At 37.9% G+C, this 12,550-nt stretch carries 12 protein-coding genes; all 12 read right to left on the bottom strand.

From position 1 onward, the window contains the following. Positions 1-13 precede the first annotated feature (13 nt). The 12 genes from murB to C2I06_RS20635 all read right to left on the bottom strand — a co-directional run bounded on the left by murB (position 14) and on the right by C2I06_RS20635 (position 12,529). Positions 14-925, bottom strand: a complete 912-nt coding sequence (gene murB / locus C2I06_RS20690) for a UDP-N-acetylmuramate dehydrogenase (RefSeq protein WP_095331105.1) — start codon at positions 923-925, stop codon at positions 14-16. A 195-nt stretch (positions 926-1,120) separates the two neighbouring features. Further along, a complete protein-coding gene (locus C2I06_RS20685) occupies positions 1,121-1,939 on the bottom strand; it encodes an ABC transporter ATP-binding protein (RefSeq protein ID WP_095331107.1) in 819 nt (272 codons plus the stop codon). Between the two features lie 279 nt (positions 1,940-2,218). Further along, positions 2,219-3,001, bottom strand: a complete 783-nt coding sequence (locus C2I06_RS20680) for a serine hydrolase (RefSeq protein ID WP_123258768.1) — start codon at positions 2,999-3,001, stop codon at positions 2,219-2,221. A gap of 11 nt (positions 3,002-3,012) precedes the next feature. Then, positions 3,013-3,972: an ABC transporter ATP-binding protein gene (locus C2I06_RS20675; RefSeq protein ID WP_095331110.1), complete on the bottom strand. Its 960-nt coding sequence runs from the start codon at positions 3,970-3,972 to the stop codon at positions 3,013-3,015. Between the two features lie 12 nt (positions 3,973-3,984). Next, complete coding sequence (locus C2I06_RS20670; protein WP_123258767.1) at positions 3,985-4,902, bottom strand: C40 family peptidase; 918 nt, start codon at positions 4,900-4,902, stop codon at positions 3,985-3,987. Beyond that, positions 4,899-5,999 carry a dipeptide epimerase gene (locus tag C2I06_RS20665; protein WP_095331113.1) on the bottom strand — a complete coding sequence of 367 codons (1,101 nt, stop codon included), beginning with the start codon at positions 5,997-5,999 and terminating at the stop codon, positions 4,899-4,901. Before C2I06_RS20665 ends, C2I06_RS20670 begins: the two co-directional genes overlap by 4 nt. An 84-nt stretch (positions 6,000-6,083) precedes the next feature. Further along, a complete protein-coding gene (locus C2I06_RS20660; protein WP_095331115.1) occupies positions 6,084-7,004 on the bottom strand; it encodes a S66 peptidase family protein in 921 nt (306 codons plus the stop codon). Positions 7,005-7,088: 84 nt separating this feature from the next. Next, the gene (locus C2I06_RS20655) at positions 7,089-8,702 is read right to left on the bottom strand and encodes a peptide ABC transporter substrate-binding protein (protein ID WP_095331117.1); all 1,614 of its coding nucleotides are present in this window, start codon (positions 8,700-8,702) and stop codon (positions 7,089-7,091) included. Between the two features lie 100 nt (positions 8,703-8,802). Further along, the gene (locus C2I06_RS20650; RefSeq protein WP_095331119.1) at positions 8,803-9,795 is read right to left on the bottom strand and encodes an ABC transporter ATP-binding protein; all 993 of its coding nucleotides are present in this window, start codon (positions 9,793-9,795) and stop codon (positions 8,803-8,805) included. After that, positions 9,795-10,757, bottom strand: coding sequence for an ABC transporter permease (locus tag C2I06_RS20645; RefSeq protein ID WP_163185700.1), 963 nt, complete (start codon positions 10,755-10,757; stop codon positions 9,795-9,797). The genes C2I06_RS20650 and C2I06_RS20645 overlap by 1 nt, the downstream gene beginning before the upstream one ends. Before the next feature lie 2 nt (positions 10,758-10,759). Further along, the gene (locus C2I06_RS20640; RefSeq protein ID WP_095331121.1) at positions 10,760-11,689 is read right to left on the bottom strand and encodes an ABC transporter permease; all 930 of its coding nucleotides are present in this window, start codon (positions 11,687-11,689) and stop codon (positions 10,760-10,762) included. A 12-nt stretch (positions 11,690-11,701) separates the two neighbouring features. Next, a complete protein-coding gene (locus C2I06_RS20635; protein ID WP_095331123.1) occupies positions 11,702-12,529 on the bottom strand; it encodes a M55 family metallopeptidase in 828 nt (275 codons plus the stop codon). Positions 12,530-12,550 lie beyond the last annotated feature (21 nt).

Genomic DNA, 12,550 nt, shown 5'->3' with positions numbered 1-12,550 from the left:
GCAGAACAAACTATTATTCCTCACCAATAATTCTAACTTCTGTCTCAAGCTCGACGTTAAAGTTTTCTTTTACTGTTTTTTGGACATGTTTTATTAAGGATAGATAGTCATTAGCTGTAGCATCTTCTACGTTCACAATGAACCCTGCGTGTTTCGTCGAAACTTGTGCACCACCTATTTTCGTTCCTTGAAGACCGCTATCTTGAATTAGTTTCCCTGCAAAGTGGTTAGGTGGTCTTTTAAAGACACTCCCGCATGATGGATATTCTAACGGTTGTTTTGATTCACGCAAGAAAGTAAGTTCATCCATTTTCGCCTTAATTTCTGCATACTCTCCTGTTTGCAGAGAAAAAGTTCCTTCTAACGCTACCCAGCCATTTTTTTCAATACTACTAGTACGATAGCCAAGTTCTAATTCCTCTTTTGTTACAGTTTGAATTTCACCTGTTTTCGTTAATACTTTTGCTGATTCCAATACATCAGCAACCTCACCACCGTAAGCTCCCGCATTCATATATAACGCTCCACCGACAGAACCTGGAATTCCACAAGCAAATTCCAATCCAGTTAAGGAATGCTCTAATGCAAATCTAGAGGTTTCGATAATCGCCGCACCACTTTGGGCAATCACTTTATTTCCTGCAAGAGAAATTCCCTCAAGTTTAGTTAAATTAAATACAACTCCACGAATTCCGCCATCTCTAATCAACACATTAGAACCATTTCCTAATATCGTGATTGGCACATTTTGAGTAAGGGCTAATTTATACGCTGACTGTAATTGTTCATATGTTAGCGGAAAAAGTAAAAAATCAGCCTTTCCACCAATTTTAGTGTACGTATATTTATTTAACGCCTCATCCATTTTTACACTTTCTTTAGGCAATATTTCAAGAAATTTTTTTAATAATATATTTTTATTCATTAATCTCAACCTTCTATACATATTTCTGACTACACTATTCTAATAGTATACCAAAATTATAAATAGGTACGACGATAATAAGCAAATTTATGTGAAATGTTACTCAATCCCATTATATGAGAAAACACTTCTCTTCATGCTAAAAATAAGGATAAGACAAGTTTCCATAAAAAAAGCTAAGTAATCTTTTATCTATTACTTAGCAAATGCTACTAATTCTCTTTCCTTTTGGTGTAATAAGTCGTAAGAGAGGCAAGCAGGCTTATTCGTTCTAGGGTCCTTTACGACAACAGCATCTATTTGGAAAACTTCTTTTAGAACCTCTTCTGTCATTACCTCTTCCGCTGTTCCCTCTTTCATCAATTTACCATTTCTCATTGCGATCATATGATCAGAAAATCTTGCTGCATGGTTCAGATCATGAATAACCATCACAATTGTTCGATTTTCTTCTTCATTCAATTTCTTTAACAATTTCAGTACTTCCAATTGATGAGCCATATCCAAATACGTTGTCGGTTCATCTAATAACAGAAGATTTGTTTCCTGCGCAATCGCCATCGCAATCCACGCTCTTTGACGCTGACCACCTGATAATGTATCAACTTCTTGATCCTTCAGCTCTGTTAAACCCGTTACTTCTAATGCCCAATTTATCACTTCTTTATCTTTCTCTCCTAATCGCCCAAATCCTCTTTGATGAGGGGAACGACCATAGGAAACTAAATCATAAATCGTTAATCCATTCGGTGCGTCCGGTGATTGAGGAAGCACTGCCATTCTTTGGGCAATTTTTTTGGTAGGAATTTTGTGTATCATTTCTCCGTCTAGATATATAAACCCTGCCTTTGCTTTATGGATTCGAGCAAGAGTCTTTAATATCGTGGACTTCCCACAGCCATTGGGCCCGATAATGGTTGTGATTTCCCCTTCCTTTACACGTAAATTCAAATCATCAACAATAATTTTATCTTCATATCCAATTTTGAGTTGATCTGTAGACAGTATGTCCATTCTTCTCCCCTCCCTCACTTACTTTCTAGAAGTTTTATTATAAATTCAGAGTCATTTTCTTTTGCTATTTTCCGCGGTTATTTCCTTCTTTATTCGAAGATCAAAGATATATCTATTTCTTTACAAATTACATAATTGATAATGATTTTCATTATTTATTATAATTTGTACTAGGATTTCATTCAAGACTGTTTCACATATTTACAAGAATTTATTTCGTGCACCTTTCTGATTTGATTCACGCAAAAAAAGTCTGCCTTATGGTGCTGCACCATCCGTTCAGACTTTTTTATCATATAGACATTCAAAAATACTGGCTCCAATTAATTGGATTATTTCTTTCCCCTTCTGATTAGCTGTAAGCTGATCTGTTAAAACCGCAATAAAGATCGTTTCATCCTCGTGCTCTATGATGGCACAATCGTGTTCCACCTTATCCAATTCTCCCGTTTTATTAGCAATTCTAATACCACTATTCTCTCTGTGGTAATACGGCAGTTTATCAAGAAGTTGTTGATGATCTAAGATTGTCTTCTCACTCTGATTTTTATCGTTATAAATCGACTTTAAACATCGGAGAATATCTTGAGGAGAGGTATAGTTTTCGATTTTTCTTTCTCGCGCTTCTCGATCCATCATTTTTCGCTGCAGAATGGTTGATGACATCCCAATCTGTTGACACCTTTTATTCACATTGTCCATACCAAGTCGCTCAATCAAATAATTGGTTGCCATATTATCCGAAACAATTATCATTAAAGTAAGTAAATCGCGAATCGATAAACGACTTTGCGGAGACATGTATTGAACAATACCCGCTCCCCCTGTTTTTTGGAGGCTATTAACCTTTACTAAATCCTCCAAATCTAATATTCCACTTGAGCTCTGCATAAAGCCTTCAATCAAAACTGGTAATTTAATGAGACTAGCACTTGGAAAAATGTCGTTTTCATTTAGAAGAAAACTCTGCTCCTTCCATTCAATCGCTATCCCTAAATGACCTTCTCCCTCATATTCCTGCACAATTTTATCTATGCGCTTGCTTAATTTCTCCATATTCATCGTGTTATTTCCTAATAAAGGTGACAGGCTACAAAATGGCCATTTTCTCGCTCTTGCCAAGCTGGCTTTTCATTGGCACAAATATCCATCGCATGGGGACAGCGGGTTCGAAAAACACAACCACTTGGCGGGTCAACTGGACTTGGTAATTCTCCTTTTAAGATAATTCTTTCTCTTTTGTCTTCTATATCTGGATCTGGAATAGGAATAGCAGAAAGAAGCGCCTGTGTATATGGATGTAGGGGATTGGAATACAATGCCTTACTGTCTGTTAACTCTACTAAATTCCCTAAGTACATGACACCAATTCGATCACTGATCTGCTTTACCATCGATAAATCATGGGCTATAAATAGATAGGTTAATTGTTTTTCTCTTTGCAGCCTTTTTAATAGATTTACTACTTGTGCTTGCACAGAAACATCTAGTGCGGAGATCGGCTCATCTGCAATGATAAATTCCGGCTCTAAGGCTAATGCTCTCGCAATGCCAATTCTTTGTCTTTGTCCCCCGCTAAATTCATGGGGAAAACGATTGGCATGTTCTCTATTCAGCCCTACACTTTCTAATAACTCATCTATACGAGCATTTTTTTCTTCCTTTGTTCGATAGACTCCATGAATTTCTAAAGGCTCTGCTAGAATCTCGCGAACCGTGGAACGAGGATTTAACGAAGCATAGGGATCCTGAAAAATCATTTGCATTTTTCGTCGAAATGAAAAATTATCCTTTTCAGACATACTTCCCATATTGATATCATTGTATAAAACTTGCCCATTCGATGCTTTATATAATCCCATAATCGTTCTGCCTAATGTCGATTTTCCACAGCCCGATTCACCGACAATACCAAATGTTTCTCCTTTCTTGATAGAAAAGGATACATTGGATACAGCTTGTAATGTCGTATTCTTCTCTAATTCAAAATGCTTCGATACATTTTCTACTTTCAATAGAACCTGCTGTGTCATACCACTCTCTCCTTATTCCCAATATCTTCTTGCTACACATAATTCTTTTTCATAGATTGTATTTTCTAAAGGAATAATTTCGATTGTCTTTCCTGTTTTTGGGGAATGAAGCAATTTATTTTCTCCATAATAAATACCTACATGGTGGATATACCCTTGCCCTTCCTCGTAAGCAAAAAACAATAAATCTCCTGGCTCAATTTCCTTTAAAGGGATTTTTTTCCCTGCCTCTGCTTGCTCACTGGCATCTCTCGGTATCAAATACCCATTTGCTAAGCACATACTGTAACTGAAACCAGAGCAATCATAACCGAACGAACTCATGCCGCCCCATAAATAGTCTAGTTTCAAAAATCGCTCCCCTTGGTTTACTATATCTTTCCCTGTTCCTTTGCGGACATCTTGAAAAGAGGGATAAACGACTACATCCGCTGCTCTAATCCACCCTTCCCCAGAAGGTGTCGACACTTGAACCCATTCTCCTTCTTGTTTTTTTAGCGGGAGTCTCGTTTGAAAGGATAATGGCAATATCACATCTTTATTGCGATTGCATAACTCTGCTGCAAATGCTTCAACCACTGCAATCGGTCCACTTTGTAAAGAATAACCTTCCTTTTTCACCAATTGTTTTTTAGGTATCCATCCCGGGTAGCCAAGCTGATTTTTCCGAGTTGCTTGATTGGGCAATGCTACATATGCCCAGTCGCCTTTTTCATCCAATACATATACCTCTTGCCCATACAATGCTTGTGATTGTACTAAGTTCTCTGTACAAAGCTCTAGTCCTTTTTCATAATCAAGACTCGCAATCCAGCTCTTTATGTCACACGGATTATCAATTGCCCCTGCGTCTATTTCTCTGGCTGAATATTCAGTTGTCCAGAGGGTAGCAACAGGAACATCCACTATTCTCACATCATATTTCGTCATCCCACATTCTCCTTTTCGTGTACAAGAATATGATTTATCCCCAAACCAAATTGCTTAGATAAAATGATGTTTCTTCCGTCATATTGAACACCGCCATCTACTATGTCTCGGGCCAGCATCAGCGGTGCATCAAAATCATAACGAGTTATATTCTTTTTACTTGCTGCAAAATGGGCCGCAGCAGTTATCCCTAATTTAGTTTCAATCATACTTCCGACCATACATTCCATTCCTGAAACTTCAGCTAAATGATTAATAACCTGGGCACGGTAGATACCCCCTGATTTCATTAATTTAATATTAATTAAATCTGCACTGCGTGTTTTCAGCACCTCAAAGGCTTGCTGGGGAGTAAATACAGCCTCATCAGCCATAATTAATGTATCTACTGAATCAGTTACCTTCTTTAAACCTTGTATATCATCCGCTTTAACTGGCTGTTCCACTAATTCGACGTTAAGTCCTAAATCCTCCATTTTTCTTATAGCTACAACTGCCTCTTTCGGACTCCAGCCTTGGTTAGCGTCCAGTCTTAATTTAATTTCACTTCCTACTCTTCTTCTAATCTCTATTATTCTATTAATATCTGTTTGTATTTCATCTTTTCCCACTTTAATCTTTAATACATTAAACCCTTGTTTAACATAGCTCATTGCGTCTTCTCCCATTTCTACCGGGTCATTAACACTAACTGTATAATCTGTTTCCAATGTATTATTATATCCACCCAATAATTGATAAAGCGGCAGCTTACAGTATTGGGAAAAACAGTCATATAGAGCCATATCAATCGCGGCTTTTGCACTCACATTTCCAACCAGTATTTGCTGGATTCCTTGAAGCAATAATTCGAGCTGCAAAATGCTTTTGCTCAATAAATAAGGTTTGAACACTTCATGAATGGATGCTTCGATGCTTTTTAGACTGTCTCCTGTTATTACTAAAGTCGGCGGTGCTTCTCCCCAACCAACAATTCCGTTTTCGCATATAATCTTTACATATACAGACTCAGCAATCGTTACGGTTCGTAATGCTGTCTTAAAAGGTTTAATTAATGGAACTGCTACACGGAATGTTTCGATTTTAGTTATTTTCACTATGTATCATCCTTATTTTTAAAATCTTGTTTTCTGGTGGTGTTATACCAATTAACTTACTCTCCAGCTTTTACTTCTTCTAATTTATTCCACGCCGCTATCAATCATTAGTACTTTTTCATTCGTATTTATTTCCGCATTAACCCCTAGCGGAATTGATATATGTGGCGAACAATGTCCTATTTTAAATCCCTTCATGGTTGGTTTCCCCGCTTTTTGAATATAGTGGTCAATCACTTCGTCTAACACAAGCGACTTGTCTCTTTTGGGAAGACATTGATGAAAATCACCAATAATAATTCCGGCAGCATCTGTCAGCTTTCCAGCTTGCTGTAATTGATTAAGCATTCGGTCTATTGATCGCGGCTCTTCATTTATATCTTCTATCAGTAGAATTTTTGCTTTAGTATCTATTTCAAAAGAAGTACCGATTGAACTTGTGATAAGAGAAAGGTTTCCTCCTGTTATCTGTCCTGCGGCCTTTCCTTCTACTAAAATATCCAAGTTCGAGTATTCTTCTGTATACATCATTTCCTGCGGTTGAAATAATTGTTTTAATAGAGCTTTCGATAAAGGATGACAGTCTTCCATTCCAATATCCGATGAAAGCATCGGACCATGAAAAGTAACCAATCCTGTTCTATTAAAGATTGCAGTATGCAGAAACGTTATATCACTGTAGCCCCAAAATATCTTCGGATTTTGAGCAATGATGGAATAGTTAATTTGACCTGCTAATCTAGCGGTTCCATATCCTCCACAGGCACAGAAAATCCCCTTTACTTCTTGATCTAAAAACGCATTTTCTAAATCTACTAATCTAGCTTCATCTTCTCCTGCTAAATAACCGTATTGATCGTAAACATGTTGTCCAACCTTTACTTTTAACCCTAATTCCTCTTCTAAATAATGGATACCTTTCTGTAAAGTGTCGGACGATGGCGGACTAGCTGGAGCAATAACGGCAATGGTATCTCCTTTTTTTAAACGTTCCGGCTTTATCACTTTTTATTATCCCTTTCTTTTTTCATTTTTTTAATGTTTTAAGGAAAGAAGGGATGCCTTTTGTTCATCCCTTCTGCTCTCTTCTTATTTTTTATCTGCCCATTTTAATTCAAGGTATCCAACCGGATGACGAACAATTCCCGTCACACTATCGTTTTGTAAATACACATAGTTATAGAAATGAATTGGGAAAATTGGTGCCTCATCCAACAGTAATTTTTCTGCTTTATACATTAATTCAAAGCGTTTTGCTTCATCCGATTCATTTTTAGCCTCTTTAATTAATTGATCATATTCCGCATTTGACCAACCTGTTCTATTCATTGCCAAACCAGATTGGAAGTTTTCAAGAAAGTTAATCGGATCTCCATAGTCTGCAAGGAAAGAGCTTCTGGATAATTGCAGCTTTAAAGCTGTTTGTTCTTGCGTAAAGACGCTTGCTTCCATATTGGCAAGCTTGACGTCTATGCCAAGATTATCCTTAAACATTGCTTGTAAGGCTTCCGCTATTGCTTTATGTGTATCACTTGTACTATAAGTAAGCGTCACTTCTGGCAAAGTTGTATATCCTTCTTCCTTCATTCCTTGTTCAAGCAATTTCTTTGCTGCTTCCACATCTGTCTTTATTAAATCTCCATTCGTTTTACGGAAATCATTCCCGTCATTGTCCAAGTATCCATATGAAACAAAGCCATAGGCAGGCTTCTCTTGATTTTTTGTTACATAATCGACGATTTGCTGTTGATCAACAGCTAAAGCAAAAGCCTTACGAATATTTTTATTTGTGAACGGCTCTTTTGTCACATTAAATCGATAAAAATACGTTCCTGCCTGGTCTTCTACTTTAACCTTTCCTTCACTAAATAACTGCTCACTTAATTCTGCTGGAACATCAGAAACATCCAATTCCCCATTTTGGAACATTTGATATTCTGTATTGGAATCATCCACCATTGCCCAGTGTATTTTATCTAACTTAACCGTATCAGCATCCCAATATTTTTCGTTTTTCTCCATTTCAAAATAGCTGTCATGCTCCCATTTAGTTAATTTAAATGGACCATTTCCTACAAATGAGTCTGCCTCTGAAAACCATTTTGGATTTTCTGTCGCTACCTTTTCATTAATCGGAAAAAATGCAGGATTAGTGATAACATTTAGAAAATAAGCTTGTGGGGCTGTTAAGGTAACTTCAAGCGTCTTTTCATCAACTGCTTTAAGTTTTACATCCTCTGCTGAACCTTCTCCGTTTGCATATGCTTCTCCCCCCTCAATAAAATAACCAAGGAAAGCAGCTGGCGATTTCGTATCTGGATTTAACAATCGTTTCCAAGCAAAGACAAAATCACCTGCAGTAACTGGATCTCCATTAGACCAATTTGCATTCTCTCTTAAATGGAACGTATATACTTTTCCGTCTTCTGACACATCCCATTTTTCAGCTATAGCCGCTTGAGGCTCATGATTGTTATCCAATCGCGTTAAGCCCTCCATTAAATTGTTTAAAGCTGTCCATGAAACACTATCAAAACCAATTGGCGGATCGAAAGAACTAGGCTCTTGTCCATTGTTTAAATTTAATACCTTTTCTTTCGTTTCCCCTGCCGCCTTTTCCTTTCCTGCATCACTATTGGCTGTACAAGCAGCAAGTGAAAAAATTATAATCATAGCCAAAAAACTGATTGCTATCTTTTTCATCATATTCCCCCCACTTCGTTTTCATCTCGTAATCTATAAAATGACTTTTCCTTTAAAGTCAAAAAATAGCTAAAAACTATATTCCGAAGACTTCCAATCTTTAAATCGTGTGCAATACCCGTCTTGCCCGCTCATCCTGCAGCCAGCAATTGACTTGATGTTGAGCACTCAAATTACTTTTTGACGGGTATACTCTTTTGCACACCTCCATTGCATACGGGCACCTTGCCGTAAAAGAGCAGCCTTTTGGCGGAGAAAATAAATCTGGAGGAGTTCCGTCTATTGGCACCAGCTCACCTTCCTGATCCAATCTCGGGACAGAATTTAGCAGACCCTTTGTATATGGATGCTGGGGAGAATAGAAAATATCTCTTCTATTGCCCATCTCCACTATTTTTCCTGCGTACATAACCGCTACACGATCAGCTACTTGAGCAACTACCCCTAAATCATGTGTGATTAGAATAATGGATACTTCTCTTTTTTGTTGAATCTCTCGGAATAAATCCAAAATCTGCGCTTGGATTGTTACATCTAAAGCTGTTGTAGGCTCATCTGCAATTAAAATCTCTGGTTCACAAATCAATGCCATCGCGATCACTATTCGCTGTCTCATCCCTCCGCTAAATTGGTGAGGATATTGTTTCAATCGCATTTCGGGATTAGGGATGCCAACTAATGTAAGCATTTCAATCGCCTTATCTTTTGCTTCTGCTTTGGAAATCTGCTTGTGCTGTTTAATCCCTTCCATAATCTGATCTCCAATCGTCAGCGTAGGATTTAAAGCTGTCATTGGGTCTTGGAAAATCATAGAGATATCGGCACCGCGAATTTTTCTCATGTCTTCATCTTTCAGCTTGGTGAGATCCATCCCTTTATATAAAATAGAGCCATCTGTAATTCTTCCTGGCGGACTCGGAATTAATCGCATAATCGTTTGCGATGTAACACTTTTTCCACAGCCAGATTCTCCAACAATGGCTAAAGTTTCCCCCTTTTGCAACGAAAAATTTACTCCTCTTACCGCTTTTACCTCTCCTCCATAAGACGCAAAAGAAACATGTAGATTACGGATTTCTAGTATTGCCGTCATTATTTTCCACCCCTCAGCTTTGGATCAAGAGCATCCTGGAGTCCATCCCCTAATACATTGAAAGCAAACATCGTAAGCGATATAAATAAGGTTGGAAAAAACAGCCTCCACCAATGACCTGTTAAAATAGCAGATAATCCTTCATCTGCCATAACTCCCCAGCTTGTTAAAGGTGCTTGGATGCCAAGCCCTAAAAAGCTTAAAAACGCTTCTGCAAATATTGCAGAGGGAACTGTTAAAGTCATTTGAACAATTATCGGGCCCATTGTATTTGGAAGAAGGTTTTTTCTAATTATTCTGTAAGTTTTAGCTCCAAAAGTTTTCGATGCTAAAATAAATTCATAGTTTTTTATTTGCAGAACTTGTCCTCTAACTATGCGGGCCATTCCAACCCATCCTGTAATAGACAAGGCAATAATAATAGATCCTAGCCCCGGCCCCATCACAACAGACATTAAAATAACGATTAATAAATATGGGAGTCCATATAGTACTTCTACTATTCTCATCATGACGTGATCCATCTTGCCACCCTTGTATCCCGATAGCCCACCGTAAGCAACTCCTATCAAAAAATCAATGACGGCAGCAGCAATCCCAACAAACAACGATATTCTGGCCCCGTACCAGGTTCTTGAAAAGACGTCTCTGCCAAGACTATCTGTCCCAAACCAATATTCAGAAGAAGGCGGCTGATTTTGATTAATAAGCTTTTGCTCCGAAATCGAATGGGGAGAAATTATCGGTCCAATGATAGACATAATAATTAATAAAATTAAGAAAAAAAATGCTCCCATCGCTAATTTATTCTTCCAAAGATTTCTCCATGCTTCTTGCCAATAGGATAGGCTTGGACGAACAACGGCTTCAGCCTCCCCAAGCTGTCTCTCTATTGGTACAAACCATTCATCAAGAGCAATATCGTCCTTTTTTTCATACATTGTTTCTTGACGTAAGCCCATTGCTAGCCCTCCTTCTTCTGAAGTTTTATTCGCGGATCCAATATGCCATATGCTAAATCAACGAGGAATAGCATGATAATTAAAATGGTACTGTAAAAAATGGTCGTCCCCATAATAACAGGATAATCACGATTATTAATACTATCTACAAAGTATTTCCCCATACCAGGAATCGCAAATATTTTTTCAATCACGAAGGTACCAGTCAAAATACTGGCTGCCAAAGCACCTAATAAAGTTACAACTGGCAAAAGAGCATTGCGCAGTGCGTGTTTGACAATTATTTTGAATGGAGAAAGTCCCTTTGCCCTAGCTGTTTTTATATAATCTTGTGTTAATACTTCTAGCATACTCGTTCTTGTTAACCGAGCAATAATGGCGGTTGGACCTGTCGCAAGTGCTATCGTTGGGAGAATCATATGCTTCCAGCTCGACCATGTCGCTGTCGGGAGTATCTTCCAATGAACCGCAAACTGTTGAATCAACATGGTTGCTAAAACAAAGTTAGGAATAGAAATTCCTATTACCGCTATTGTCATCGCTATATAATCAATGACCCCATTGTGTTTAAGGGAAGCAATCACGCCAAGCGTTATCCCTGAAATAACCGCAACTATTAAGGAAACCATACCAAGCTCAAAGGAAACAGGAAATCCTCTTCCAATCATTTCATTTACTGTTTGCGATGATTTTTTTATCGATATGCCAAAGTCAAAGGTTGCTATTTGTTTTAAATACATACCATATTGAACAATGAGCGGTTTATCTAAATGATATTGCTCCTCTAAATTCTTCTGAATCGCATCATTCGTCGTTCTTTCATCATTAAATGGCGAACCTGGTGTAAAATGCATTAAAAAGAAAGTAATCGTAATAATGACCCATAACGTTACGACCATCGAGAAAAAGCGCTTAACATAATAAGATTTCATCGGTCTCACCACCTAACAAAATGTTGTTCTCATCGCAAGTTCAGTCATAACCAGCATAGCTTGATATGCTTCTAAGATGTTTTTTGCTTGAAAACGCACAATTGTAGTACCAGGCTCTATCTCAGTGCCCGGCATTAAATGAGCCCATTCTGCTTGTCCATAGTTCGCAAATTCGATGCGGAGTAATGGACTGGCTGGTGGTACTAAAGGTTTTATTAAATGCTTTTTTTCTAACGCTTCCCTTGTCTTTTCTTTCAGCAATTCTCCAGCTTGGGCAGGAGTTAAACTCATCGCTGCTGATCTTGAAATACTATTTTTCACAATCGCTGTTGTTACATTAGGAATAAGCTGTTCTGCTTCTTGTGCTGCTTGATCGTCCCCTGCTACAAGAATTATTGGAACACCAAAATATCCAGCAACATAAGCATTAAATCCTAATTCTCCAACAACAACGTCATCTATGTACATATTACGGACTCCAAAAATCATGCTATGGGTCATAACACCAGGAACAGAAGCTCGCGCATGATACCCGACAAAGATTGCCCCGTCATAACTAGCATCAAGCCCTTGCACCATTGAATATGGTTTCACATCCCCTGTTATTAACTTTGTTTTGGGATGAAATCTTTCTATTAATAAATTATTCATTTTACTATGGCTGTCATTTACAACCACTTCTTCTATGCCTTGATCAAATAGACTTGTAACAACGTAGTTTGCTTCATCTGTCATCAGGATGCGGCTTCTTTCATAATTTAGCTTATCGGAATCAACCTGTGTGTGATCAATTAACCCTGTTATTCCTTCCATATCAACTGACATATAAATTTTGCCCATTAGAAAAAACCTCCCACATTT

This window comes from Niallia circulans (assembly GCF_003726095.1).
GTDB classification, from domain to species: Bacteria; Bacillota; Bacilli; order Bacillales; family Cytobacillaceae; genus Niallia; species Niallia circulans_A.
The sequence above is the reverse complement of the archived record's forward strand: the minus strand, read 5'-3'. Positions and strand labels throughout refer to the sequence as shown.

Coding starts and splice junctions, on each gene's coding strand:
- murB (WP_095331105.1), bottom strand. CDS start 925: ATGAATAAAAATATATTATTAAAAAAATTTCTTGAAATATTGCCTAAA.
- C2I06_RS20685 (WP_095331107.1), bottom strand. CDS start 1,939: ATGGACATACTGTCTACAGATCAACTCAAAATTGGATATGAAGATAAA.
- C2I06_RS20680 (WP_123258768.1), bottom strand. CDS start 3,001: ATGAATATGGAGAAATTAAGCAAGCGCATAGATAAAATTGTGCAGGAA.
- C2I06_RS20675 (WP_095331110.1), bottom strand. CDS start 3,972: ATGACACAGCAGGTTCTATTGAAAGTAGAAAATGTATCGAAGCATTTT.
- C2I06_RS20670 (WP_123258767.1), bottom strand. CDS start 4,902: ATGACGAAATATGATGTGAGAATAGTGGATGTTCCTGTTGCTACCCTC.
- C2I06_RS20655 (WP_095331117.1), bottom strand. CDS start 8,702: ATGAAAAAGATAGCAATCAGTTTTTTGGCTATGATTATAATTTTTTCA.
- C2I06_RS20650 (WP_095331119.1), bottom strand. CDS start 9,795: ATGACGGCAATACTAGAAATCCGTAATCTACATGTTTCTTTTGCGTCT.
- C2I06_RS20645 (WP_163185700.1), bottom strand. CDS start 10,757: ATGGGCTTACGTCAAGAAACAATGTATGAAAAAAAGGACGATATTGCT.
- C2I06_RS20640 (WP_095331121.1), bottom strand. CDS start 11,689: ATGAAATCTTATTATGTTAAGCGCTTTTTCTCGATGGTCGTAACGTTA.
- C2I06_RS20635 (WP_095331123.1), bottom strand. CDS start 12,529: ATGGGCAAAATTTATATGTCAGTTGATATGGAAGGAATAACAGGGTTA.